General features: G+C 68.7%; 22 protein-coding genes and 1 pseudogene. 13 read left to right on the top strand and 10 right to left on the bottom strand.

From position 1 onward, the window contains the following. Positions 1 to 17: 17 nt before the first annotated feature. From BOQ54_RS03700 to BOQ54_RS03690, 3 genes are all read left to right on the top strand, one after another. Positions 18 to 1448: a PTS galactitol transporter subunit IIC gene (locus BOQ54_RS03700; RefSeq protein ID WP_055460333.1), complete on the top strand. Its 1431-nt coding sequence runs from the start codon at positions 18 to 20 to the stop codon at positions 1446 to 1448. 9 nt (positions 1449 to 1457) lie between these two features. Next, entirely contained in the window at positions 1458 to 1922 is a 465-nt protein-coding gene (locus BOQ54_RS03695) for a PTS sugar transporter subunit IIA (RefSeq protein WP_055460332.1), read from the top strand. 80 nt (positions 1923 to 2002) lie between these two features. After that, the gene (locus BOQ54_RS03690) at positions 2003 to 2290 is read left to right on the top strand and encodes a PTS sugar transporter subunit IIB (protein WP_019401410.1); all 288 of its coding nucleotides are present in this window, start codon (positions 2003 to 2005) and stop codon (positions 2288 to 2290) included. A 376-nt stretch (positions 2291 to 2666) separates the two neighbouring features. On the opposite strand, the gene ptsP is transcribed toward BOQ54_RS03690, so the two are convergent. The 6 genes and pseudogenes from ptsP to BOQ54_RS03660 form a co-directional block, all read right to left on the bottom strand. Continuing rightward, positions 2667 to 4655 (bottom strand): phosphoenolpyruvate--protein phosphotransferase, encoded by a 1989-nt coding sequence (gene ptsP, locus BOQ54_RS03685; protein WP_245316284.1) that lies wholly within the window; start codon positions 4653 to 4655, stop codon positions 2667 to 2669. A gap of 3 nt (positions 4656 to 4658) precedes the next feature. Continuing rightward, positions 4659 to 5042, bottom strand: coding sequence for a PTS glucitol/sorbitol transporter subunit IIA (locus tag BOQ54_RS03680; protein WP_071923294.1), 384 nt, complete (start codon positions 5040 to 5042; stop codon positions 4659 to 4661). Between the two features lie 18 nt (positions 5043 to 5060). Next, the gene (srlE, locus tag BOQ54_RS03675) at positions 5061 to 6071 is read right to left on the bottom strand and encodes a PTS glucitol/sorbitol transporter subunit IIB (protein WP_063187399.1); all 1011 of its coding nucleotides are present in this window, start codon (positions 6069 to 6071) and stop codon (positions 5061 to 5063) included. A 37-nt stretch (positions 6072 to 6108) separates the two neighbouring features. After that, a pseudogene (srlA, locus tag BOQ54_RS03670) lies at positions 6109 to 6627 on the bottom strand (PTS glucitol/sorbitol transporter subunit IIC); the annotation flags it as partial. Positions 6628 to 6738: 111 nt separating this feature from the next. Continuing rightward, positions 6739 to 7179, bottom strand: a complete 441-nt coding sequence (locus BOQ54_RS03665) for a transcriptional regulator GutM (protein WP_071923293.1) — start codon at positions 7177 to 7179, stop codon at positions 6739 to 6741. Positions 7180 to 7542: 363 nt separating this feature from the next. Continuing rightward, positions 7543 to 8505, bottom strand: coding sequence for a sugar-binding transcriptional regulator (locus tag BOQ54_RS03660; protein ID WP_071923292.1), 963 nt, complete (start codon positions 8503 to 8505; stop codon positions 7543 to 7545). 185 nt (positions 8506 to 8690) lie between these two features. Here BOQ54_RS03660 and BOQ54_RS03655 point away from each other — a divergent pair, with 185 nt between their 5' ends. From BOQ54_RS03655 to BOQ54_RS03610, 10 genes are all read left to right on the top strand, one after another. Beyond that, positions 8691 to 10034, top strand: coding sequence for an NAD(P)H-dependent oxidoreductase (locus tag BOQ54_RS03655; protein ID WP_071923291.1), 1344 nt, complete (start codon positions 8691 to 8693; stop codon positions 10032 to 10034). Positions 10035 to 10129: 95 nt separating this feature from the next. Further along, the gene (locus BOQ54_RS03650) at positions 10130 to 11146 is read left to right on the top strand and encodes a thiamine pyrophosphate-dependent dehydrogenase E1 component subunit alpha (RefSeq protein ID WP_055460326.1); all 1017 of its coding nucleotides are present in this window, start codon (positions 10130 to 10132) and stop codon (positions 11144 to 11146) included. 7 nt (positions 11147 to 11153) lie between these two features. Then, positions 11154 to 12152 (top strand): alpha-ketoacid dehydrogenase subunit beta, encoded by a 999-nt coding sequence (locus BOQ54_RS03645; RefSeq protein ID WP_055460409.1) that lies wholly within the window; start codon positions 11154 to 11156, stop codon positions 12150 to 12152. Then, complete coding sequence (locus BOQ54_RS03640; protein WP_055460325.1) at positions 12152 to 13453, top strand: dihydrolipoamide acetyltransferase family protein; 1302 nt, start codon at positions 12152 to 12154, stop codon at positions 13451 to 13453. Before BOQ54_RS03645 ends, BOQ54_RS03640 begins: the two co-directional genes overlap by 1 nt. A 114-nt stretch (positions 13454 to 13567) precedes the next feature. Beyond that, positions 13568 to 14560, top strand: a complete 993-nt coding sequence (locus BOQ54_RS03635) for an ABC transporter substrate-binding protein (RefSeq protein ID WP_055460324.1) — start codon at positions 13568 to 13570, stop codon at positions 14558 to 14560. A gap of 21 nt (positions 14561 to 14581) precedes the next feature. Then, positions 14582 to 16288 carry an ABC transporter permease gene (locus BOQ54_RS03630; protein ID WP_055460323.1) on the top strand — a complete coding sequence of 569 codons (1707 nt, stop codon included), beginning with the start codon at positions 14582 to 14584 and terminating at the stop codon, positions 16286 to 16288. Then, positions 16276 to 17361 carry an ABC transporter ATP-binding protein gene (locus BOQ54_RS03625; protein WP_055460322.1) on the top strand — a complete coding sequence of 362 codons (1086 nt, stop codon included), beginning with the start codon at positions 16276 to 16278 and terminating at the stop codon, positions 17359 to 17361. Before BOQ54_RS03630 ends, BOQ54_RS03625 begins: the two co-directional genes overlap by 13 nt. Further along, complete coding sequence (locus BOQ54_RS03620; protein ID WP_071923290.1) at positions 17358 to 18509, top strand: MBL fold metallo-hydrolase; 1152 nt, start codon at positions 17358 to 17360, stop codon at positions 18507 to 18509. The genes BOQ54_RS03625 and BOQ54_RS03620 overlap by 4 nt, the downstream gene beginning before the upstream one ends. An 8-nt stretch (positions 18510 to 18517) precedes the next feature. Continuing rightward, a complete protein-coding gene (locus BOQ54_RS03615) occupies positions 18518 to 19267 on the top strand; it encodes a 5'/3'-nucleotidase SurE (protein WP_071923289.1) in 750 nt (249 codons plus the stop codon). A gap of 92 nt (positions 19268 to 19359) precedes the next feature. Next, positions 19360 to 21021: a Na/Pi cotransporter family protein gene (locus BOQ54_RS03610; RefSeq protein WP_071923288.1), complete on the top strand. Its 1662-nt coding sequence runs from the start codon at positions 19360 to 19362 to the stop codon at positions 21019 to 21021. A 113-nt stretch (positions 21022 to 21134) separates the two neighbouring features. On the opposite strand, the gene BOQ54_RS03605 is transcribed toward BOQ54_RS03610, so the two are convergent. The 4 genes from BOQ54_RS03605 to BOQ54_RS03590 form a co-directional block, all read right to left on the bottom strand. Further along, positions 21135 to 21899 carry an SDR family NAD(P)-dependent oxidoreductase gene (locus BOQ54_RS03605; protein ID WP_055460318.1) on the bottom strand — a complete coding sequence of 255 codons (765 nt, stop codon included), beginning with the start codon at positions 21897 to 21899 and terminating at the stop codon, positions 21135 to 21137. Positions 21900 to 22018: 119 nt separating this feature from the next. Further along, positions 22019 to 23077, bottom strand: a complete 1059-nt coding sequence (locus BOQ54_RS03600) for a tagatose 1,6-diphosphate aldolase (protein WP_055460317.1) — start codon at positions 23075 to 23077, stop codon at positions 22019 to 22021. Continuing rightward, positions 23077 to 23982, bottom strand: coding sequence for a PfkB family carbohydrate kinase (locus BOQ54_RS03595; protein ID WP_055460316.1), 906 nt, complete (start codon positions 23980 to 23982; stop codon positions 23077 to 23079). The genes BOQ54_RS03600 and BOQ54_RS03595 overlap by 1 nt, the downstream gene beginning before the upstream one ends. Continuing rightward, the gene (locus BOQ54_RS03590) at positions 23979 to 25502 is read right to left on the bottom strand and encodes a tripartite tricarboxylate transporter permease (protein ID WP_055460315.1); all 1524 of its coding nucleotides are present in this window, start codon (positions 25500 to 25502) and stop codon (positions 23979 to 23981) included. Before BOQ54_RS03590 ends, BOQ54_RS03595 begins: the two co-directional genes overlap by 4 nt.

The following is a 25502-nucleotide window of genomic DNA, read 5'->3' as shown; positions in this document are numbered from 1 at the left end:
CCGCCGGAGGAAAGGTCATGGATGGGCTGCTGAGCGGTCTCAAGACCGTCGTCGATTCCCTGGGAGCGACCGTTCTGCTCCCCATCGTCATCTTCATCATCGCCGTCGTGCTGGGCGCAAAGCCCGGCCGCGCCTTCCGCGCGGGCGTGACCATCGGCGTCGCCTTCATCGGCATCAACCTCGTCATCGGCCTGATGTTCACGAGCCTCAGCGACGTGGCGCAGGCGATCGTGAAGAACACCGGGATCACGCGCGACGTGGTGGACGTCGGCTGGCCGTCCGCGGCGGCGATTGCCTTCGGCTCCTCGGTCGGGCTGTGGGTGATCCCCATCGGCATCGCCGTCAACGTGCTGCTGCTGATGACGCGGATGACGCGCACGCTCAATGTTGACGTGTGGAACTTCTGGCACTTCGCCTTCATCGGCTCGCTCGTCGTCGCGGCCACCGGCAGCCTCTTCTACGGCCTCGTCGCGGCGGCGCTGATGGCGGCGCTTGCCCTCCTCTTCGCCGACTGGACGGCCAAGGCCGTGCAGCGCTTCTACGGCATCCCCGGCGTATCGGTGCCGCATCTCGCCTCGGCGCAGATCCTGCCCATCGCCATCGCCGTCAACTGGGTGATCGACCGCATCCCCGGCCTCAACGCGATCAACCTCGACACCGACGTCATCCAGAAGAAGCTCGGCGTCTTCGGCGAGCCCGTCATCCTCGGCCTCGCCATCGGCCTCGTGCTCGGCGCCATCGGCTATTACGACGCCGGCGACGCCTCGACGGTGGTCAGCAAGGTGCTCCAGACCGGCATGAACCTCGCCGCGGTCATGTTCCTGCTGCCGCGCATGGTGAAGATCCTGATGGAGGGGCTCATCCCCGTCTCCGAGGCGGCGCGGACTTTCGTCCAGAAGCGCGCCGGCGACCGGGAGATCCTCGTCGGGCTCGATTCGGCCATCCTCATCGGCCACCCGGCAGCCATCTCGAGCGCTCTCATCCTGGTGCCGATCGCCATCGTCCTGTCGATCATCCTGCCCGGCAACCGCGTCATCCTCTTCGCCGATCTCGCGGTCATTCCCTTCCTCGTCGCCATGGCCGCGCCGGTCGTCGGCGGCAACGTGCTGCGCATGGTGATCATCGGCACCATCACGCTCGCGGTCGGCTTCTACGTGGCGACGGGGCTCGCGCCGCTCTTCACCAGTGCCGCGGTCGCCGCCGGTTTCGCGCTGCCGGAGGGCACGACGCAGATCACCAGCATCGTCGACGGCTTCCTGTGGGTGTCCTATGTGGTGGTCGAAGCAGTGGCGGGGCTGGGCATCGTCGGCCTCCTCGCCCTCCTTGCGGTGATCGCACTTTGCTTCATCGCCTTCCACCGCCGGCCGGCCGCCTGGGAGCGGCTCGCTGGCAGCGACGACCCCGCGCCGGCACCAGCGAAAGCCCCCGCCGCCACGCCCGCGGAGTGACGAGGCCCCATGCACGACAGCATTTCCCGGTATCTCGACCCCGAGGCAATCTGCCTCGGGGTCGAGGCTACATCGAACCGTGACGTCATCGACCTGCTCGCCGGGCGCCTTGCCGCCCTCGGCCGCGTGCGGCCGAGCTTCGTCGGCGCCGTCCTCGCACGCGAGGCAAGCATGCCGACCGGCCTGCCGCTCGGCGGCGCCCTCAACGTCGCCGTGCCACATACGGACCCGGAGCACGTGGTGAAGCCGTCGCTTGCGCTTGCAACCCTCGCGCGGCCCGTTGGCTTCGGCAGCATGGACGATCCGGACGAGGAGATCCCCGTCGGCGTCGTGATGATGCTGGCGCTCGACAACAAGGACGCGCAGATCGACATGCTGCGCGAGGTCGCGGAGCTCATCCAGCGGCCAGGAGCGCTCGCGGCGCTCGCCGCCGCGACGTCGCCGGACGAAATCTATGCAGTGCTGGGAGCCTGACGCGGGGGCGCGGAAAGGTCCGCCTTGCCTTTGCCGCCCCCGGCGACGAGCATCGCCTTACAGGAACGGGAGGAAGAAGAATGCCAAGGACCAAAGTCGTCCTCGTCGCCTGCGGCACGGCCGTCGCGACGTCGACCGTCGTTGCCAATGCCATCGAGGAGGAGATGCGCGAGCGCGGCATCGCGGTCGACATCCGCCAGTGCAAGGCAACCGAGGTGCCGGGCCTGATCGACGACGTCGATCTCGTCGTCTCGACGACACCGGTGCCGCCAGACCTCGACAAGCCGGTCATCACCACGCTCGCCTTCCTCACCGGCATCGGCAAGGCCGAGGTGCTCGACAAGATCGAGGCGGCGCTGCGGGGGTGAAGGGAAAGGGGTCGCGATCAAAGCATGATGGCTTTGAGCTGGTGTGCGCGTTGATCCTCCCCCGCGGGGGAGGTGGCGCCACGCAGTGGCGACGGAGGGGGCCACGCGGCGAACATGACCAGCGCCGTTCCTGGCCTTGACCCCGCCCGTCTCGCGCCTTCTGCGCGATCCACCCTCCCCTCAAGGGGAAGGATCAAGCCGAGCCAACTGCACCGGCTCGAATACACACTGCTCGAACGCGCACGACTTGTTCCCCCCGCCCCTCCCGGCAAGGGGGAGGGGGAACGACAAAAAAGAACCCGCCGGAAGCTTTCCGGCGGGCATTCCAGTCAGGGGAAGAGCCCTTTGAAGCCGGGCGCCTCAGCGCCCGATCCGATCACGTTTCGCTGACGATCTTCTTGGCGCGCGGGATGAGCGAGGGGCTCATGGAGAGCTCGCTCACGCCCCAGCCGAGGAGCCGCGGGATCATGTCCGGCTCGCCGGCGGCCTCGCCGCAGACGCCGACCTTGATGCCGGCCTCGCGCGCGGCCCGGCAGGTCATCTCGATCATGGCGAGCACGGCGGGATGGTCGGCCCGGTTGAGATGGGCGAGTCGGGCGTTGGTGCGGTCCGCCGCCATCGTATATTGCGTGAGGTCATTGGTGCCGATCGAGAAGAAGTCGACCTCGCGGGCGAGCGTCGCGGCGCAGAGGGCGGCGGCCGGCGTCTCGACCATGATGCCGACTTCGAGCGGGCCGGCCTCGCGGCCTTCGTCCATGAGCTCCTGCCGGCAGGCATCGATGAGCGCCCGCGCCGCCGTCACCTCGGCGATATCCGTCACCATCGGGAACATCACGCGCGCCGTCCCCACGGCCGCGGTGCGCAGGATGGCACGCAGCTGCGGCTTCAACAGATGCGGCCGGTCGAGGCACATGCGGATGCCGCGCCAGCCGAGGAAGGGGTTTTCCTCCCGCTCGGGCGCGATGCCGGGCAGAGCCTTGTCGCCGCCGATGTCAAGCGTGCGGAAGATGACCGCATGCGGGTGGAAGGCCTTCACGACGCGCGCATAGATGCGGAACTGCTCGTCCTCGCTCGGCAGGGTCTTGCCGTGCATGAACAGGAACTCGGTGCGGAAGAGGCCGACGCCCATGGCGCCGAAGCCGAGGGCGCCGTCGATCTCCGCCTCCGAGCCGAGATTGGCCGCCACCTCGATGGCGCGGCCATCGCGCGTCTTCGGCGCGACATGGGTGAAGGCGGCGAGCGCGCGCCGCTCGGCTTCCGCCTTTTCGAGCCGCGCAGCATAGGCTGCGGCGACGGCCGTATCGGGATTGACGACGGCAACGCCTCGGCCGCCGTCTATGGCAACCGTCTTCGCCGAGCGCAGCGCCGCCTCCTCGGCCTTGACGCCGACCACGGCAGGAAAGCCGAAGGAGCGGGCGAGAATGGCGATATGCGAAGTCGGCCCACCCTCCGTCGTGACCAGCCCCCGGAGGAGACGCAGCGGCAGGCGCGCGAGATCGAGCGCGCTCAGGTGCCCCGCGACGAGGATCGCCGGCTCGGCGAGCGCCGCAAGGTCGATCTCGTCGCGGCCGAGCAGCACGTTCGCGACCTGGCGGGCGACGCCGCGAACGTCCTCGGCGCGGGCGCGGAAATAGGCGTCGTCGATGTGGGTGAAGCGCTCGGCAAGGTCCGCGCCGACGGCGAGCACCGCCGCGACCGGATCCTCCTGCGCGCCGATGCGCACCTCGACGGCCGTGAGGAACTCGGGATCCTGCGCGACGTCCTTGAGCGCCGCCATGATGTCGGCAGCGGTCGCGGCGGCAGCATCGCCGTTGCCGGCCTTGCGCTCGAGCATGGCGCAGACGGCCTCCACCGCGCGGCGGAAGCGCAGCGTCTCGGCCTCCACCTCCTGCGCCGCGATGCGGCCGCGCTCCGGCTGCGGCTCGCGCGGCAGATAGACGAAGGCCCGGCCGACGGCCACGCCCTCGCTCGCGGCGACACCGACGAGTTCTCCCGGCGCCGCAGGTTCCTGCGCCACCGTCGGGGCAGGCACATGTTCTGGCGGGACCGTCTGCGCGGCCTCCCGGGCCGGATCGTCCGCCTCGCCGGCGACGATGGCGGCGAGGCCTTCAACAGCGGCCTCGGCATCCTCGCCGCGGGCGCGAATGACGATCTCGTCGCCCTCCTTGACGGCCAGCAGCATGAGCTTGACCGTGCTCTTGGCATTGGCCGAGCGCCCACCCTTGACGATCTCGATGTCGGACGAAAAGCCCTTGGCGAACTGCACCACGCGCGCGGCGGGACGCGCGTGCAGCCCTTCCTCCAGCCGCACGACCGCCGTCCGCTCGACGTCCATCACCTGCTCCACGGTTGCCTGCCCCGCCATCGTTCACGTCCTCGCCAGGATTTCGATGGCAGCCCCGGGAACGAGCAGCGGCAGCACGGCCGCCCCTTGCGTCTCCTCGAGACAGATCTCGCCCGGACGGTCGGGGCTCGCGACGCCCGAAAAGTTGAAGACGACATGGCCCATGTCGGCCACCTTCCTCCACGCCGTCTCGCCGATGGCGGTGATGGCAAAGTCCCGCCCGCCGATGCGCAGCACGTCGCCCGGAGCGGGGGCGGCGCCGGCCTCCCCCTCCGCCCGGTGCAGCACGGCGACTTCCGCGAGCTCCGGCGGCGCCCCCTCGGCGAAGAGGATGACGACGCCCCCTTCGGCGAGATCCGCCACATCGGGCCCGATCGTCGTGATCACCGTGCGATAGAGCTGCATCATGGCGGATCTCCTTTTTCTTCAGAGCGCAAAGCTGGCGAGCCAGGCAATGACCACGGAAACGGGCCCCATGATCTGGCGGCTCAGGAGAACCGCCGGCACGCCGATCTTGATGGTTTCGGGTTTTGCCTCGCCGAGCGCGAGGCCCACGGGCACGAAGTCGCAGCCGACCTGGGTGTTGTAGGCAAACAGCGCCGGCAGGGCCATGGCGGGCGGAATGGTGCCGTTGCCGATGGCCGGGCCGATGATGGCCGCGCCGATGACCTGGGCGATGACCGCGCCCGGCCCGAGCACCGGCGACAGGAACGGCAGGCCGCAGATGGCCGAGAGCACCAGGAGGCCGAAGATGTTGCCCGCCAGCGGCTCGAGCAGGTGCGCCAGCCAATTGCCGATGCCCGTGGCGTTGATGACGCCGATGAGCATCGTCACGAAGGCCATGAACGGCAGGACGTTGCGGATGACCTGGTCGATCGAGCGCCGGCCGCTGTTGAACAGGACGCCGACGACATGGCCCATGGAGCGGCCGATGCCGGTGATGAAGCCGACGAGGCCGCCCGATTCCGCCGCCGGCATGGCCGCCCCGGCCGGCGCGGCGAAGGGGTTGGCGCCCGCCGGCGGCGCCCCTGCGGCGGCCGGCGCGGCCGCCTCGCTGCCGTCGGCGAGGTGGATCGAATCCACCGTCACGCCGGAGACATAGATGTCCTCGGTGATGAACTGGGCGAGCGGCCCCGACTGGCCGACGGGCGTGAGGTTCACCGTCGGGATGCGCTTGCGCGGGTAGACGCCGCAGCGGGCGGTGCCGCCGCAATCGACCACGACGACGGCGATCTCGCTTTCGAGGGGCGGCGCGGTGAAACCGTCGATCGCCGTCGCGCCGGTCAATTCGGCGATGCGCCGGGCGACCTCCGGGATGCCGCCGCCGGTGACGGCGACGACCTTGTCACGCTCCGCCGTGGGCTGAATGACGAGGGGCCCGCCCCATCCGCGCGCGCCGCGCTCGATCCTGACGGCCTTGAACTGCCTGTCCGACATGTCCGTGCTCCTTCTTTCGCGTCACGAGCACAGCGGCTCAGAGCGTCACGCCTTCGCGGCGCGCGATGATCTTCGTGATCCACTCGGTGACGATGCCCTTGAGCAGGATCACCACGAGGCCGACGACGAAGTAGAAGAGCGCGAGCTTGGCGAGCGAGAAGGGCGCGGTGCCGTTCTCCACGAGCTTGGTGATACCGGCCGCAACCCCGAGCCAGACGAAGAGCTCGCCCGGATTGGCATGGGGGAAGAGGCCGGTGATCGGGTGCACGAAGGACACGGCCGAATCGTAGAAGGCCGGCTTGTGCTTCTCCTCCAGGAAAACGCCGAAGGTGTAGGCCATCGGGTTGGTGAGGAAGAAGACCGCCAGCAGCGGCAGGATGGTGTAGCGCGTGAAGACATTGCCCGCCGCATAGCGCGCCACCTTGTGCACGCGCTGCTCGCCGACGAGCTCGATGATGGCGTAGACCGCCGTCAGGAGCACGATCAGCGTCGGCAGGATACCCGTGACGAAGGCGATGAAGACCTTTCCGCCCTCGTTGAACACGCCGATGAAGGCCTCGGCGCCTCCGGCCAGCCATTCCAACATGGTTCACCCTCCCCAGACATTTTGCCTTGCTTGATCGATCCCTCGCGGCGACCGCCGCCGAGGGCTTCCCGGCGCCCCGCGTCAGGCGATGACGGGCGTCGGCACGGCCACGCAGCCCGGTTCAGGCGCCTCGGCGCGTCCCGTGCGCAGGCGATCGACCTGCTCCAGTGCCTGACGGAAGGCGGCGGCGCGGTTGGCGGCCCCGGCAAAGGGCGTGCCCACACGCAGCTCGGCGGCCGGCATGCCGGTCAGATCCGGCAGGGGCGCGAATTTGGCGAAGACGCTGCGCCCTTCCATGACGAGGGCCTCGCGCACCAGATCGTCTGCCCCGACGACCAGCATGGCGAGGACGCCGCGGCCGAAGCTCGCCTTGGCGACGCCGACGCCGACATAGCCGTCGGCCCAGCGCGTGGTGATGTCGCCGAGCATGCGGCGGTAGTGGCGCATCTGCAGGTAGGTGCCGAGGCTCTGCAGCGCCCACAGGACGCCGAGAACGAGAAGCGCGCTTTGCCAGAAATTCATGCGTTCCTCCCCCATGCCGCACGTTTGTTCGTGTCTTGCACAAATGAGTGTACATTTGTTTCTACGGCCGTCAATGTGTTTGATGTGGCAGTCGGCAGTCGGCAGTCGGCAGTCGGGCGGACATCACGCCGCCGCAACCGAAAGCAAGCTCGTTTCCCGGGCGCATGCAGCGAAGCGGAATGCGACCCGGAAACCAGCACATGAACCTGCCGAAGGCCCGCATGAATAGGCCCCGGCTCTGCGCCGCATCATTTCATGCTGCGGCGCGTCCGGGGCACGAGGGTGCGCCAGGCGTGAAGGGCGGACTGACGTGTCGCGACTGTCCCGAATAAGGACGCCCGGAATCGATGGCGTTATCCGCCTTCAGCCCTCGAGCAGCCCCAGCGCTGCCGGCTCGTCGGTGACGAGGACGCTCGCCGAGGTCGCCTTCAGCGCGGCGCGGATGGCGCGCACCTTGCTGTAGCCGCCGGCGGCGACGACGACCTTGGGGATGCGGCGGATGTCGTCGAGGTCGATCGCCATGATGCGGCGGTTGAAGGGATGGTCGACCACATTGCCCTCGGCATCGAGGAAATGGCACAGCACGTCGCCGACGGCGCCGGCCTTGCGCAGGCTCTCGAGCTGCGAACGCGGCAGCAGGCCCTGGCGGAAGAGCGTCGCCTCCTCGCTGACGTTGCCGACGCTGACGAGCGCGATGTCGACGCGGCGCGCCCTGTCGAGCAACTCCTTCAGGCCCGGCTCCTCCCAGAGGAGCGCCCGCACCGCCTCATTGGCGACGAAGATCGGCGCCGTCAGCTGGTAGCATTCGGCGCCGAAGGCATCGGCCACGCGCCGGGCCACCGCGGACGGGTTGATGGTGCGCGAATGGGTGAGCCCGCCCATGAGCGAGATGACGGAAAGATCATCGTAGCGACCGTTGCCGAGGGCCTTGAGGCTCATGTGCAGGGTGGCGCCCCAGCCGATGCCGATGGACATGCCGTCGCGCACCTGGTCGTTGAGATAGCTGCCGGCCGCGTGGCCGACGAGCGTCGCGGTGTCGGCCTCGTCGGCGGCCGCCGGCACCACGATCGCTTCCCCGAGGCCGAGCTCACGCACGAGGCGGCGCTCCAGCGCGATCTGCTCGGCGCCCTTGGCCTCGATGCGGATGCGAACCAGCCCCTCCTCGCGCGCCGCTGCCAGCAGGCGCACGACCTTGATGCGGCCGATGTTCATAGTCTGCGCGATCTGTTCCTGCGTGAGGCCCTCGACATAATAGAGCCAAGCCGCCCGCACCTTCATGTCGGACGAAGGCTGAACCTCCTGGCGGGCAAGCTTCTCGGCACGCATCGGCAACAATTTTCCCATTCATCCAATCGGTCGCGACAGTGACTGCAAGTGCGGCGGGAGGCAAGCGCGCGGCGTACATTGCATCCCGCTTGACGCGCAATCGTTCATGAATTTATGTTCGTTGCAATGTACAAATGTGCCGGTCGCGGCACGTCACGGAAGCGCCGTTGAGAGGGGAACAGCTCATGGACACCAGAACGCCTGCGGGGCGTGCCAGCGACGATTCCCTCGTCGATGCCCTCCTGCGCCGCGAGCGCGAGGGACGGCCGGTCCGTGTGGGCCTCATCGGTGTCGGCCAGATGGGCACCGACATCGTGGTGCAGACGACGCAGATGCCCGGCATCGAAATCGTCGCTGCGGCCGATGCCATCGCCGAGCGGGTCAGCGAGGCCTGCGCCATCGCCGGCGGCAGCGCCCGGCAGCCGACGACCGCGGCGAACCCGGCCGAGGTGGCGACAGCGATCCGCGAAGGCCGCCTCGCCGTCGCCCCGTCCTATGAAGCGGTGTGCGCCGCCGAGGGCGTCGACGTCGTCATCGATGCGACGGGCAATCCCAATGTCGGGGCCATGGTCGCGCTCGCCACCATCGCCGCCGGCAAGCACATCGTGATGATGAACGTCGAGGCGGACATTACCGTCGGCAGCTATCTGGCGGCCAAGGCCGACGAGAAGGGCGTCGTCTACACGCTCGCCGCCGGCGACGAACCCTGCTGCACGATGGAGCTGATCAATTTCGTGCGCAGCCTCGGCTATCCCGTCGTCGCCGCCGGCAAGGGCAAGAACAACCCGCTGAAGTTCGACGCCACGCCCGACGCCTACGAGGAGGAGGCGCACCGGCGCAATATGAACCCGCGCATGCTGGTGGAGTTCGTCGATGGCTCGAAGACCATGGTCGAGATGGTCGCCGTCGCCAATGCCGCTGGCCTGGTACCGGACCTGCCGGGCATGCACGGCCCCGCCGCGCCGCGCGAGGAGCTTCACAAGGTGCTGTGCCCGCGGGAGGACGGGGGCCTCCTGTCGCGCCGCGGCGTCGTCGATTTCTCCGTGGCGCGCGGCGTCGCGCCGGGGGTCTTCGTCATCGCCGAGATGCGCCATCCGCGCATCCGCGAGCGGATGGAGGACCTGCACCTCGGCGAAGGGCCCTACTACACCTTCTACCGGCCCTATCATCTCACCAGCATCGAGGTGCCGCTGTCGGCGGCGAACGCGGTCATCTACGGCCGCAGCCTCATGCGGCCGCTGCCGGTGCCGAGCGCGGAAGTCGGCGCCGTCGCCAAGCGCGACCTCGCCGCGGGCGAGACGCTCGATGCCATCGGCGAGTATTGCTACCGCGGCATCGCTCTCTCCCGAGCGGATGCGCTCTCGCTGAAGGCGCTCCCCATCGGCCTCGCGCAAGGGGCGAAGGTCACCCGGCCGGTGCGCAAGGGCGAGTATCTCACCTACGAGAACTGCGCTCCCGACGAGAGCCTTATGATCGCAAAGGTGCGCAAGGAGCAGGACGCCTTCGTCGCCGGGCTCGAGGGGCGGTGAGACTGACGGCGCCGACGGATAGCACCTCTCCCGGCAGGCGGGGAGAGGGAGCATCGGCGCATAGGGGCCGAAACGAGCTGCGAGTTGGAAACGCGATGAAAGCCGACACCGACACCTCCGCCAGGCGGCCCAACCAGCGGCCGGAGCTGGCGGCCATCGACGACGAGACGATGCGGGGCGTGCTGCGCAAGATGCACCTCATCCGCAAATTCGAGGAGGCGGCCGAGGCAAGCTACATGCGCGGCCTCATCCACGGCACCATGCACCTGTCGATCGGGCAGGAGGCGAGCGCTGTCGGGGCGACGCTGGCGCTGATGGACGAGGACTATATCCTCTCCACCCACCGCGGCCATGGCCATTGCATCGCCAAGGGGGCGGAACCGGCGCGCATGTTCGCCGAGTTCTTCGGCAAGGAGAACGGCTATTGCCGCGGGCGCGGCGGCTCCATGCACATTGCGGATGTCGACGGCGGCAATCTCGGCGCCAACGGCATCGTCGGCGGCGGCCTGCCCATCGCTGTCGGCGTCGGCATGAGCATCAAGGCGCAGAAGCTCGACCGGGTCGCGGTCGTCTTCTTCGGAGACGGTGCCTCCAACGAGGGCGCCTTCCACGAAGCGCTCAACATGGCCTCGATCTGGAAGCTGCCGATCCTCTTCGTCTGCGAGAACAACAAGTACGGCATGTCGATGGACATCGGCCGCGCCATGGCGGTGCCCAACGTCGCCGACCGCGCCGTGGCCTATGCCATGCCGGGCGTCGTCGTCGACGGCAACGACCTGCCCGCCGTCGCGGCGGTGGCGCGCGAGGCGGCCGAGCGGGCGCGGGCCGGCGGCGGGCCGACGCTCATCGAATGCAAGACCTATCGCCTGCGCGGCCATTCCAAGAGCGACCGCAATCTCTACCGCACCAAGGAAGAGATCGAGGAATGGCGCAGCCGCTGCCCCATCCGCCGCCTCGAAGCCGAGCTTACGGCGCACGAGCGCTTCACGCCCGAGGCGCTGATGACCATCGAGGAGGCGGCGCAGGCGGAGATCGACGCTGCGCTCGACTTTGCCAAGGCGAGCCCCGACCCGGATCCGAAGGACCTGACCCGCGATGTCTACGCTGACTGAGGCCGCCGTGGAGAGCGCGGTGCGCGAACTCACCTATGCCGAAGCCATTCGCGAGGCGCTGGCCATCGCCATGGAGGCGGACGAGCGCGTCTTCCTCTTCGGCGAGGATGTCGGCGTCTACGGCGGCGCCTTCGGCGTCTCGGGCGATCTCGTGCATCGTTTCGGCACCGAGCGGGTCATCGACACGCCGATCAGCGAGCTCGGCATCGCGGGGGCGGCGGTCGGCGCGGCGATCACCGGCATGAAGCCGGTGCTCGAGATCCAGTTCTCGGATTTCGTGACGCTCGCCATGGAGCAGATCGTCAACCAGGCGGCCAAGATCCGCTTCATGTTCGGCGGCAAGGCCAAGGTGCCGATGGTGGTGCGCCTGCCTGGCGGCTCGGGCACCGGCGCGGCGGCGCAGCACAGCCAGAGCCTCGAGGCGTGGTTCGCCCACGTGCCGGGCCTCAAGGTCATCCAACCGTCGAGCCCACACGACGCCAAGGGCATGCTGCTGTCCGCCATCGACGATCCCAATCCCGTCCTCATCTTCGAGCACAAGCTGCTCTACAAGACGAAGGGCCATGTGCCGGAGGGCGACTATCGCGTGCCGATCGGCAAGGCGGCGGTCCGGCGCGAGGGCCGCGACCTCACCATCGTCGGCTCGTCGATCATGGCCGTGCGCACCGCGGCTGCCGCGCAGAAGCTGGCGGAGGAAGGCATCGACGCCGAGGTCATCGACCTGCGCAGCCTGCGCCCCATCGATTTCGACACCATCGCCGCGAGCGTGCGCAAGACGCACCGGCTGATGGTGGTCTACGAGGGCGTTAAGACCATGGGCATCGGCGCCGAAATATCGGCCATGATCGCCGAGAGCGACGCCTTCGACTTCCTCGACGCGCCGATCGTCCGCCTCGGCGGGGCGGAGGTGCCCCTGCCCTACAACCCGGTGCTGGAGAAGGCCGCCGTGCCGCAGGAAGAGGATATCCTCGCCGCCGCGCGTCGCCTTGCCAGGGGAGATGCCTGATGCCCGTCGAGGTCATCCTCCCCAAGGTCGACATGGACATGGAGACCGGCTCCATCGAGGCCTGGAAGGTCGCCGAGGGCGATGCCGTCAAGCAGGGCGACATCCTCTTCGAGATCGGCACCAACAAGGCCGTGATGGAGGTGGAGGCCCCGGCGAGCGGCATCATCCGCAACCTCGTGCCCGCGTCCGGCGAGCCGATCGCAGTGGGCACGCCCGTGGCGTGGATCTTTCAGGAGGGTGAGGAGGCGGGCGCAGCTGCCGCGCCGTCGGCGCGAGCACCGAGCAGGTCCCTCACCCCGGGCGAAGTGGCGCAGCCCGGCGGGCCGCCATCATCGTCCGTCACGCCCCCCGCCCCCACCCCCTCTCCACAAGGGGGAGGGGAGACCGTTGCGCGGACGGCGAACGGCCAGCCTGCGTCCGCCAAGAGCGACGGCATCCGCGCGACGCCGCTCGCCCGCCGGACGGCGCGCCTCAACGGCATCGCCATCGACGAGGTGTCGGGCTCGGGACCGCGCGGGCGCATCACGGAGAAGGACGTCCTCGCCCATCTCGCGAAGGCGCACCCCCCCGCGCCTGCGCCGGTCGCGGCACGGGCGCCGGCCGAAGCGCCGACGGAAGGCGAACTCGTCCCCTTCGGCCCGGTGCGCCGCATTATCGCGAGCCGCCTTTCCGAGAGCATGCGGGTCGCGCCGCATTTCTACATGACGGCGCAGATGGACATGAGCGCCCTGCAGGCTTTGCTGAAACGCGTCGGCCCGCGCATCGAGAAGATGACAGGCGTCAAGCCGAGCCTCACGGTGCTCCTCGCGCGCGTCGTCGCCGGCATCCTGCCGCGCCACCCCATGCTCAACGCGAGCGTCGAGGGCGATGCGGCCCGCCTTCACGCCGCCGTCAACATCGGTATCGCCATGGAGCGCGACGGCGATCTCGTGGTGCCGGTGCTGCGCGGCGCGGAAGGCAAGACCCTTGCGGAGCTGACGCGCGACTTCCGACGCCTGCGCGAGGCGGTGGTGAGCCGCAGCATCCAGCCGGCGGACATGCGCGGCGGCACCTTTACCCTCTCGAATCTCGGCATGTTCGGCGTGGACAGCTTCACGGCCATCATCAACCAGCCCGAGAGCGCGATCCTCGCCGTCGGCCGCACGGTGGACACGCCGGTTGGCCGCCACGGCGAGATCGTGCTTCGACCGATGGCGACCTTCTCGCTGTCGTCGGACCATCGAATCGTCGACGGTGTCACGGCCGCACGCTTCATGGCGGACCTTCGCGAGGCCATCGAATACCCGGAGGTGCTTCTGTGAGATAACCGTCAGAAATATAAGAGAATCCATCGTCACAAAAACAATATGCCGGGACGATAGGAATGCCGGCTTCGCGCATCCTGCGCAGCCCGGCCCACAATGGGAGGAGAATTCATGAACACGCTGACCCGCCACACCCTCGCAGTCGCCGGTGTGCTCGCCGCCGCCCTCGCCCCCGCCCTCGCGCAGGCGCCGTCCGGCAAGCTCGTCCTCTACACTTCGCAGCCCGAGAAGGATGCGAGCCTGACGACCGAGGCCTTCAAGAAGGCCTATCCTGGCGTCGAGGTCGAGATCTTCCGGTCGGGCACCACCGAAGTGATGGGCAAGCTCGCGGCCGAGTTCACCGCTGGCGACCCGCGCCCCGACGTCCTGCTCATCGCCGATGCCGCCAGCATGCAGACGCTGAAGAAGGACGGCCGTCTTCTGCCTTACGCCGAGGCGAAGGTCGAAGGCTTCGACAAGGAGACCTACGACGCCGACAAGACCTACTTCGGCTCCAAGCTCATCACCACTGGCATCGCCTACAATACGGGCGCGGCCGAGAAGCCCACGTCGTGGAAGGACCTGACCAAGGCCTCCTACAAGGGCCAGATCTCCATGCCGAGCCCGCTCTATTCGGGCGCGGCCGCCATCATGCTCGGCACGATCGTGGACAATCCCGATCTCGGCTGGTCGTTCTACGAGGGGCTGAAGGCCAATGACGCAGTGGCCGTGCGCGGCAACGGCGCGGTGTTGAAGTCGGTCGCGAGCGGCGAGAAGGCCTATGGCGTTCTCGTCGACTTCATGGCGCTTAATGCCAAGGCCAAGGGCTCGCCGGTCGATTTCGTCTTCCCGGCCGAGGGCGTGCCGGCGGTGACCGAGCCGGTCGCCATCCTCAAGACCACGAAGAACGAGGCCGCCGCCAAGGCCTTCGTCGACTTCATCCTCTCCGACGAGGGCCAGAAGCTCGCCGCTTCCATGGGCTACGTGCCCGCCAAGGCCGGCATCGCCAATCCCGAATGGCTGCCGGAAGGCACGAAGATCCAGCTGATGGCGACGAATATCGCCAAGGTCGTCGAGACGACCGAGGCGGACAAGAAGCGCTTCGCCGACATGTTCGGCAACTGAGCCGGATGGGTCGCGGACACCATGAGCGGCAGTGCTGCCAAGGCCATGCGCGGCGGGGATCTCACACTCCTGTGGGGGCTCGTCGTCCTCGTCGCCATCCTCTCCATCCTGCCGCTCGCACGCCTCGTCATCGAGGGTATCGCGCCGGGCGGCGCCCTCTCGTCGGGCGTCGTCGGCTCGGTCCTCTCCGATCCGACCACCTGGGCGGCTGTTCGCAACAGTCTGGTGACGACGCTCGGCGGCACCTTGCTCGCCGTCGTCATCGGAAGCATCGTCGCCTGTTTCGTCGCCCTCACGGACATGCGGGCGCGCAATGCGTTCGTCTTCTGCTTCGTGCTGCCGCTGATGATCGCACCGCAGGTCACGGCGCTCGCCTGGCTACAGGTGACGGGGCCGTCGAGCGCCCTCCTCAACATGCTGGGGCTTGCCCCGCCGCTCGGCACGCGCAACCCGCTCTATTCGGCCGAGGGCATCATCCTGCTGCTCGGCATCCAGTATGCCCCCCTCGTCTTCCTGACGCTGCGCGCAGGCCTGCGTGCCCTGCCGAAGGAACTGATCGAGGCGGGCCTTGCCGCCGGGGCCGGCAAGCTGACGGTGCTGCGCACCATCATCCTGCCCTTGATGACGCCGCCGCTCGTCGCGGGCATCGCGCTATGCTTCGTCTCGAGCCTCGGCAATTTCGGCATTCCGGCCTTTCTCGGCATTCCCGCCAACTACCTCGTGCTGCCGACGCTGATCTACCAGCGCCTCGCCGGGCTCGGCCCGGGCATCCTCTCCGAAGTGGCCGTCCTTTCAACCCTCATCGGCGCCATCGCCATGGCCGGCATCATCCTGCAGGACGTGATGTTGCGCCGGCGCGACTTCCGCATCACCACGACCTCGACGGCGGCGCGCCCCTTCGAGCTGCGAGGCTGGCGGCTGCCGAGCGAGATCCTGCTATGGGGGCTCGTCCTGCTCATCCTCGTGGTGCCACTCGCCGGGCTTCTCGCCACCTCTCTCGTGCCGGGCTACGGCGTGCCGCTCAATGCCGCGACGGCGACGTTCGAGAACTACGAATACGTGATGTTCGACCATGCCGGCTCTAAGCGCGCCTTCGCCAACAGCTTCGGTCTGTCGGCTGCCGCCGCGCTCGTCATCGTCGTCGTCTCGGTGCCGCTCGCCTATTTCCTCGTCTGGCGGCGCTCGCGCATGCTGCGCCTGCTGAACCTCGCGGCGGAGCTGCCCTATGCCCTGCCGGGCGTGGTGCTCGCCATTGCGGCCATCCTCATCTTCCTGAAGCCGCTGCCGGTTTTCGGCATCTCGCTCTACAATACCATCTGGATCATCTTCTTCTGCTATGTGGCGCGCTTCCTCGTGCTCGGGCTTCGCCCGGTCGCCAGCGGCTATCACCAGCTTGACCGCACGTTGGAAGAGGCGGCGCAGGTCGCGGGCGCCGGGCTCATCCGTCGGCTCGTCACCATCATCCTGCCGCTCGTCGCCCCGGCAGCAACGGCAGGTGCCCTCCTCGTCTTTCTCACCGCCTTCAACGAGCTCACGGTCTCGGCCCTCCTGTGGTCGTCCGGCAACGAGACGCTTGGTGTCGTCGTCTTCTCCTTCGAGCAGGGCGGGGATTCGACCTATGCGGCCGCCCTCGCGGTACTGACGGTCATCGTCACGCTGGCGCTGATGCTCTCCACCCTTCTCTTCGCTCGCAAGCTGCCCCAGGGAGTACTGCCGTGGCGCGACTGACCATCGACCGGGTCTCCAAGAACTTCGGCAACTACCGCGCCCTCGACGCCGTCTCGCTGGAAGTCCGTGACGGGGAATTCCTCGCCGTGCTCGGCCCCTCCGGCTGCGGCAAGACCACGCTGCTCAGGCAGGTCGCCGGCTTCGACCAGATCGACGACGGCGAGATTCGCATCGGCGACACGGTCGTGTCCGGCACCCGCCAGCATGTGCCGCCGGAGCATCGGCGCGTTGGCATCGTCTTCCAGTCCTACGCCTTGTGGCCGCACATGAGCGTGTTCGACAATGTCGCCTACGGCCTCAAGGTGGCGGGGGTGAAGGACCCCGAGCGCACGCGCCGCGTCAGGGAGGCACTCGCGCTCGTCGGGCTCGAGACCTTCGCCGAGCGCCGCCCGGGCCTCCTCTCCGGAGGCCAGCGCCAGCGCGTCGCGCTCGCGCGCTGCCTCGTTACCGAACCCTCACTCGTGCTGCTCGATGAGCCGCTCGCCAATCTCGACGTGCATCTGCGCGCAGCGATGGAGGACGAGTTCGCCCGCTTCCACGAGCGCACGGCGACGACAATGATCTACATCACCCACGATCAGGCCGAAGCGATGGCGCTCGCCGACCGCATCGCGGTGATGGACCGGGGCCGGCTGCTGCAGCTCGCGACGCCGTCCGACCTGTTCCGCCAGCCGGCCAACGAGACTGTCGCCCGCTTCATTGGCGAGGGCATGGTGCTGCCCGCCGAGGTCGCTGCCGCCGACAGCGAAGGCCGCTGCCGGGGCCGCATCCACGGCCTGGAGCTCTCGCTGCGCGCTTCGCCCCTGCAGAAGGCTGGCCATGCGAAGGTATGCCTCAGGGCGCGCGATCTCGCGATCGCCGGGCCGGGTGAACCCGGCCTTGCGGCGCATATCGTGCGGACCGTCTACCAGGGCGGCTTCTTCCGGCTCGAGGCAAGCCTCGTGCGGGCGCCCGACATCACCGTGCATCTCGAGGTACCGGAGCCCTTCCACCACGGCCCGGGCGACGTCGTCGACATCGCCGTGCACGATGGCTGGGTGCTGCCGGCGGAGACCGAAAGCTCAAGCCAATGAGGATCCACCTTCTCGGCGGCTTCGGGGAAAAAGGCCGCACGAGCCTCGCCATCGAGAGCAAGGGCTATCGCCTGATGCTCGACGCGGGCATCAACACGAGCGTGCGTATGGACGACGCGGACTATTACCCGCGCGTCTCCCCCGCCGCTCTCGCGGCCACCGATGCGCTCATCATCACCCATGCCCATGAAGATCATGTGACGGCGCTCGGCTGGGCCATCGCGCAGGGCTTTGCCGGCCGGATCCTGATGGGCGCCGAGACAGTGCGCGACGCGGACCTGGCATGGGCTGGCTATGCGGCGCCGGCGGACCGCGAGCGGGCGCGCGCGGCCGCGGTCGAGACCCTGCCGGCGCGCGGCACCGTCGCGCTCGGCCCCTTCACCGTGACCACCGGCCGCTCGGGCCACATCGTCGGCGGATCCTGGTGCGTCATCGACGACGGCGCGCGGCGCTTCGCCTATTGCGGCGATGTGGTGCCCGAAAGCCCCGTCTTCATGATGGATCCGCTGCCGCCCTGCGACGCCATCGCCATCGACGCCTCCTATGGCGACGACGACGTGCCGGCGCGCGAGCGGGCGCGGCAGGTCGCCGCCTTCGTGGCGCGGCATCCGCAGGGCTGCGTGCTGCCGACGCCGCTGGCCGGCCGCTCGCTGGAGCTGCTCGCCATCCTGCCCGAACCGATCGCGCTCGCCCCCGACATGCGCGAATCCCTTGCCGCACAGCTTGCCGCGCAGGAATGGCTGCACCCCGGCATCCGGGACCGCCTCGCCGAACGCCTCGCGGCTGCCGCCGACTGGCGGGAGGGCGAGCCGCTGCCGAAGGCCGCCCTCCTCTGCCATGACGGCATGGGCATGTCCGGCCCCTCCGCCACGATCCTGCCCCTCGCCGAACGGCAGGACCATCCTGTGCTGTTCACCGGCCACCTGCCGAAGGGTAGCCCCGGCGACAGGATGGTGCAGGCCGGGCGCGCCGCCTGGAACCGCCTGCCGACCCACCCGACGCTCGGGGAGAACCGCGCCATCGTCGCCACCAGCGGCGCGCGCATCGTCCTTGGCCATTCCTGCGACCCGGCGATGCTCCGCGCCCTGGCCGCGCACATTCCCCTCCTCCGTGCCGATCTTGCGACCGGCGCGAGCCTCGACATCTGAAGGTCTCCATGCGTGTGCTCATCGCCAACGACGACGGCATCGCCTCTCCCGGCCTCGCGCTTCTCGCCGAGGCCGCACGGGCGCGCGGCGACGAGGTGTGGATCGTCGCGCCGGAGCGGAAATGGACGGCGGCGAGCCACCAGCTCTCCTTTGACACAGACATCGTGCTGACGCGCCGGGAGATCCGTACCTATGCCTGCTCGGGCGCGCCGGCGGACTGCGTCGTCGCCGCCCTGTCGGTGCTGATGGCGGAGACACCGCCTGATCTCGTCCTCTCCGGCATCAATGACGGGCGCAACGTGGGGGAGGACATGGCCTATTCCGGCACCATGGCCATCGCCCGCGAAGCAGCCATGTGGGGCCTGCCCGCCCTTGCCTTCTCGCGCACGAAGGGCGGCGAAATGGGCCTGCGCGAGCAGGACGCGGTGGGGGCGCTCATCGACCTCCTGTGGGCGGCGCGCGACGACTGGCACCACGAGGGCACCTGGCTCTCGGTCAACCTGCCGAAGGACCTGCCGGCCCCGCTCGCCGGCGCGTGCATCGGCCGCGACAAGATCGCCGCGGCCATGGACGTGACCGCACAGGACGGCGAGCGAATCACCTGCCGCATCCGCCGCGGACGGCCGCACACGTTGTCGCCCGGCGACGAGAACACCGCCATCGACAGCGGCCACGTCACCATCGTCCGGCATTGCTGGTTCGCGCACGCGCCGCTCGAGGATGCAACCGTGGCGCGCTGGCAAAGCATGGTCAAATAGCCGGCTTACAGTAAGATGCCGGCACCGGCAGAAGGAACGGACACCGGTCGAAGCAACTGGACAGGGCCGGCTTGGCGACAAGGGAGCGTTGAATGTCGGCAAATCTGGTGCTGATCGACCTTCTCGGCGCGGGGGCTTTGCTGCTCTGGGGCCTGCGCATGGTCAAGACCGGCGTCACCCGCGCCTTCGGCTCGAGCCTCCGGCACTGGATCGCGCTCGGCACCACCAATCGTTTCAAGGCCTTCTTCGCCGGCCTCGCCGCAACCATCGCCGTGCAGAGCAGCACGGCCACCGCCCTCATCACCGCCTCCTTCGCCAGCCGGGAGCTGATGACAACGGCGATGGCGCAGGCGATCATGCTCGGCGCCAATGTCGGCACGGCGCTGGTGACGCGGCTTCTCGCGCTCGATCTGCACTGGCTCTCGCCAGTGCTGATCCTGTGCGGCGTCGCCACCTTCATGGCGAGCGACAGTTCGCGCCCCAAGGCCATCGGCCGCGCCATCATAGGCCTCGGGCTCATGCTCCTGTCGCTGCAGCTCATCGGCGCGGCGACGGAGCCGATGCGCGCCTCGTCCGCACTGCAGAGCCTGCTCGCCGCTCTTGGCGCCGCGCCCGTCATCGGCCTTCTCGTGGCGGCGGTGCTCGCCTTCGTCGCCTCGTCGAGCCTCGCCATCGTGCTGCTCGTCGCCTCGCTGGCCGCCTCGAGCAACATGGATGCGGGGCTCGTCGTCGCGCTCGTCCTCGGCGCCAATCTCGGCGGGGCGGTGCCGCCCGCGCTGGCCACGGCGGGCTATGGCCCGCTCGCGCGGCGCGTCACCCTCGGCAATCTCGCGGTGCGCGGCGCCGGCTGCCTGCTCGCCCTGCCGCTCATCGGCCCCATCGACGGCTATCTCGCCCGGGCCGCGGCGCTGACCGGCAATTTCTCCGTCGACGTGCATCTTGCCTTCAACATTCTGCTCGCTCTCCTCTTCCTGCCGCTCGTCGGTCTCATCGCGCGCCTCGCAGAGCGGCTGATGCCACCCCAGCCGATCGACCGGCTGGGGCCGCGCTATCTCGACGATTCCTCCCTCGATACGCCGGTCGTGGCGCTGAGCTGCGCTGCCCGCGAGACGCTGCGCATCGGCGACGTGGTGGAGGTGATGCTGGTCAAGAGTCTTGAGGCGCTGCGCAACAACGATGCCAAGCTCAAGAACGAAATCGCCAAGATGGACGACGAGGTCGATGCGCTGCAGCAGGCCGTCAAGCTCTATCTCTCGCGCCTCGGGCACGAGGGCCTCGACGACGAGGATGCACGCAAGGCGACCGAGATCATCTCCTACGCCATCAACCTCGAGCACATCGGCGACATCATCGACAAGAGCCTGCTCGACATGATCGCCAAGAAGATCAAGTACGGCCTGCGCTTCTCGCGCGAGTGCATGGGAGAGATCGAGGAACTGCACGCGCGCACGCTGGAGAACCTGCGCATCGCGCAGAGCATCTTCATCAGCCGCGACATCGACCTCGCCCGCAAGCTGGTGGAGGTGAAGGTGGACGTGCGCCACATGGAACGCCTGTCGGCCGAGCGGCACCTGGAGCGCCTGCGCGAAGGACGCATCGAGAGCATCCAGTCGAGCACCCTGCACCTCGACGTCCTGCGCGACCTCAAGCAGATCAACGCCCATATCACGTCGGTCGCCTACCCCATCCTCGACGAGGCCGGTGCGCTGCGTGAAAGCCGCCTGCGCGGCGACGGCAAGGCGGTTGTCGCGTGAGCTTTTGAGCGACCGTCCCCTGCCCGAAGAAAAGCGGCCCGATCCTGCAGGACCGGACCGCTTCGTGGCTACCTTATGCTCGCCGGGAAAGCCTGCCCTGTTCCCCTGGCACATCAGGGCATCAGCTGGCCGCCGTTGACCTCGATGACCTGGCCGGTGATGTAGCCGCTCATGGCGGGCGAGGCGAGGAAGACATAGGCGCCGACGCAGTCCTGCGGCTCGCCGATACGCCCCATGACGATGGTCTTGCGCATGGCCTCAAGCATCTCGGCCGTCGAGAAGCGCTGGTGGAACGGGGTCATGATGACGCCTGGGGCGACCGCGTTCACGCGGATGTTGTCGCTGGCATATTCCTTGGCCATGTTGCGCGTCAGGTTCGACACGAAGGCCTTGGAACTTGCGTAGAGTGCCGCGCCCGGCCCGCCGCCGTTGCGCGCGGCGATGGAGCTGGTGTTGATGACGGTGCCGCCACCCGCCTTCTTGAGGTGCGGCACGGCCGCCTTCGAGGCCATCACCACCGAGCGCACGTTGAGGTCGAGCACCCGGTCGTAGAAATCGTCCGTGATCTCGGTCAGGGACATGCGCTGCACGAGGGCCCCGGCATTGTTGATGAGCACGTCGAGCCCGCCGAGGACACCGGCCGCCTCGTCGACGACGCGGATCGCCTCAGCCGAGGTGCTCACGTCGCCCTTGAGCATATCGGCCTTGCCGCCCGCCTTGCGGATGGCCTCGACGACGGCCTTGGCGTCGTCCTCGCTCGAATTGTAGTGAACGACGACATGGCTGCCGAGCCGGCCGAACGCCACGGCCGTCGCCGCGCCGATGCCAGTGCTCGCGCCCGTGATGAGGACGCGCTTGCCCTTGAGATCATTCAACATATCGGTCTCATCTCCCTAGCCTGGACCGCCGGCGCGGCTCACCCACAGCTCTCCGGCGATCGTTTTCCATCGGTTCGGCGCGAACCGCCACGCAGGCGGCGCGCCTCCGGCCCCGCACCTCAGGCAGCCTGCGAACCGAAGCCCGCGTAGCGCCCGGGGAAATCATGTCCCGCGTCGGCCAGCCCCGGCGCGCCTCCAAACGCAGCGGCCGTTTGCCACGGCCGGGCGGAATCGTCTGTTAATCGATTTATATCTTTCATATAGCCGATGCCGTCCGACGCCAACTCTCGTTCCATTGCCTGAAGGTCGGGGTAATGGCGGAAGGCCGGCCACCAGATAGCGCGGCCGGCAAGATAGCCATTGGCGCCGGCCCGGTAGGCATAGCTGAGGACGCGGCGGAACTCCTCCATCCCGGCGCCGGCGCTCAGCATCACCCACGGCTTGTCGATGAGCCCGGCCATGCGCGCAAAGAGCTGCTCCGTCTCAGCCACCGCGGCATCGCTGCCTGCGGGATCCGGCAGAGCGCCGGCCGGCACCGGGCTTTCGAGCTTGTAGATGTCGACGCCATAGGCCGGGTCCGCAAAGTCCGTGAGGCTCTGCAGCACGAGATCGGGGCGCTTCTCACGATCCTCGATGTAATCCGTCGTGTGATTGCTGGCGCCCTTAAAGGGATAGACGAGGAGCTCCAGCAGGAAGGCGATGTCGTAGCGCGCACAGGCCTCGCCCACCTGCCGCACCAGCGCCTGCTGGTGGGCGACGACCTCGCGCGCCGCGTCGGGGCGATACCAGAGCAGCAGCTTGACGCCGTCTGCACCCATGCGCTTGATCTTGCCGACGTCCCAGCCGGGATAGAGCCGCGTTCGGCGGCCGCGCTCGTCTTCCTCGAAGCGGAAATCCTCGAGCGTGATCAGCAGGCCGCGCCGGGCAGGGATGTGGTCGACGGCGCGGCTGTAGCCGTAGTCGGGATCGATCAGCACGGCCGAGCCCAGCGGCGTCAGCACGCGGGCGAGCAGCGCCTTGACGGCGCTGACCTCGTCGTAGCCCGGCTGGCGCGGCGCCAGCTTCTCACCGAGCACCTTCAGGATGGGCGGGCGCTGGTCGACGGCGACCATCTTGAAGCGCCCGCTGTCGTCGGCGAGCCTCTTCAACCCGCGCAACTTGCCTGCGGAAACAGTCATCATACCTCCTCGGACAAAGACATGAGGGCCTCAACTTCGGCCCGATCCGGAATGCCGGCACGGCCACCACGCCGGGTGCATTTGAGAGCGGAGGCGGCATTGGCGAAGCGCGCCGCGGCGCGCATGTCGCGCCCCTCCGCGATGGCGAGGGCGAAGGCGCCGTGGAAGACGTCGCCCGCGCCGAGGGTGTCGACCGTCTCGACGGTGAAGCCCGGCTCGCGGGCCAGGCTCTCCCCCTCCAGCCAGGCGAAGCCCTCGCCGCCAAGAGTGACGCCGACACGGCCGGGGCAGACCTGCGCCGCCGCCCGGAGCCCCTCGGCGATATCGTCCGTCCCGGCAAAGCGCGTGAGCGCCGGGCGCGAGAAGACGGCATAGTCCGAGCGCGCGACGAGCCGGTGGGCGACGTCGTCCGACGCAAGATCCGCGTCGAGCACCGCCGGCACGCCGGCCGCCCGGGCCGCATCGAGCACGATCTCGCTCGCGCGCGGCCAGCGCATGTCGGCGAGGACGGCATTCGCCGCCGCGACCTCGGCAAGGGGCAGCCACGCGGGATCAGTGTCGAGCCCGGGATCGGCGAAGGCGATGATCAGGCGCTCGCCCTCCTTGTCGACGAGCACGCCCGAGACGCCGGAGCGGGCGCCGGGGAGGAGGCGGATTGCGGGCCTGACGCCCCATTCGCCCAGTTCCTCGATGATGCGCCGGCCCACGGGATCATCGCCGACGCGCGCCCACAGCACGGCCTCGCCGCCGAGGCGCGCCACCGTCACCGCGCCGGTGGCGGCCGGTCCGCCGCCGATCTCGCTGTAGCCGGTGGCGAAGACCTTGATGGGCTCGTCCGGAATGGCGGACACGGAGAAGATCTTGTCCATCACCGCGATGCCCACCGCGATCACGCGTTTCGTCATGAGTTGTTCTCCGCGGGCTTTGCGGCGCGCGTGCCGCCGCGCAGGAGGCGCAGGCCGGCGAGGCCGAGCGGCACCGCCCAGATGAGGATGGCGGCCACGCCGAGCGCGGCGGCGACCGGGCGCTCGAAGAAGCCGGTGATGTCGCCGCCCGCAATCACCATCGAGGTCAGGAAGTTCTGCTCGAGCAGCGGCCCGAGCACGATGCCGAGGATGATGGGCGCCACGGGGAAGCCGGCGAGGTTGAGCAGGAAGGCGAGGATGCCGAAGCCGAGCATCAGGCCGATGTCGAAGACGGTGTTGTTGATGGCGAAGGAGCCGACGACGCAGAAGAGCAGGATGATCGCCATCAGCTGCGGGCGCGGCACGGTCAGGATGCGGCTCGCGAGCCGGATCGCCGCCCAGCCGAAGGGCAGGAGCAACAGGTTGGCGATGAGGAAGATGATGAAGACGGCATAGAGCATCTCCGCCTGCGCCTCGAACAGCCGCGGACCGGGGTTGAGCCCCTTCATGAAGAGCACGCCGACGGCGATCGCCGTCACAGCATCGCCCGGGATGCCGAAGACGAGCGCCGGCACCCACGCGCCTGAGAGACCGCCGTTGTTGGCCGCACCTGCCTCGATGACGCCTTCGGGATGGCCGGTGCCGAACTTCTCGGGCGTCTTCGAAAAGCGCTTGGCGGTGGCGTAGGAGATCCAGGCGGCAATGTCGCCGCCGGCGCCCGGCAGGACCCCGATCAGCGTGCCCGTGACCGAGCCGCGCGCCACGTTGCGCCAGTAGTGACGGATGAGGCCGAGGATGCCGCGGAAGATGCCGGTAACCTTCTGCGTCGCGGCAAAGCGCTCACGCGCCGTGCCGCGGACGAGGCTGTTCAGGATCTCGGAGACGGCGAACATGCCGATCATGGCGGGAATGAAGCTGATGCCGCCCAGGAGCTCCGTGACGCCGAGCGTGAAGCGCGGCGTGCCGCTGACGCCGTCCATGCCGACGCTGGCGATGAAGAGGCCGATGAGCAGGGAGACGAAGCCGCGCAAGGCGTCGTCCGAGCTCACGAAGGCGGCGCAGGACAGGCCGATGAGCGCGAGCCAGAAATATTCGAAGCTCGAGAACTGCAGGGCGATGCGCGCCAGCGCCGGCGCGGCGAGGATGAGGACGACGGTGCCGACGATGCCACCGATGACCGAGGAAACGAGGCTCGCGCCGAGCGCCTGCGCGCCGAGGCCGCGTTTCGTCATGGCAAAAGTCTCGTCCGTGTAGGCGGCCGAGGCTGGCGTGCCGGGAATGCGCAGCAGACAGCCCGGAATGTCACCGGCGGTGATAGCCATCGCCGTGCAGGCCACAATGGCGGCAACGGCCGACAGGGGATCCATGAAGAACGTGATCGGCACGAGCAGCGCCGTCGCCATGGTCGCCGTCAGGCCGGGGACGGCGCCGACGAACAGGCCGAACAGCGAGGCGAGCACCACCGTGAGAAGCACCTGCGGATCGAGCACCAGCCCAAGCGCCTGAATGACCGAATGCAT

It is taken from the genome of Chelatococcus daeguensis (genome assembly GCF_001887265.1).
GTDB classification, from domain to species: Bacteria; Pseudomonadota; Alphaproteobacteria; order Rhizobiales; family Beijerinckiaceae; genus Chelatococcus_A; species Chelatococcus_A sambhunathii.
The sequence above is the reverse complement of the archived record's forward strand: the minus strand, read 5'-3'. Positions and strand labels throughout refer to the sequence as shown.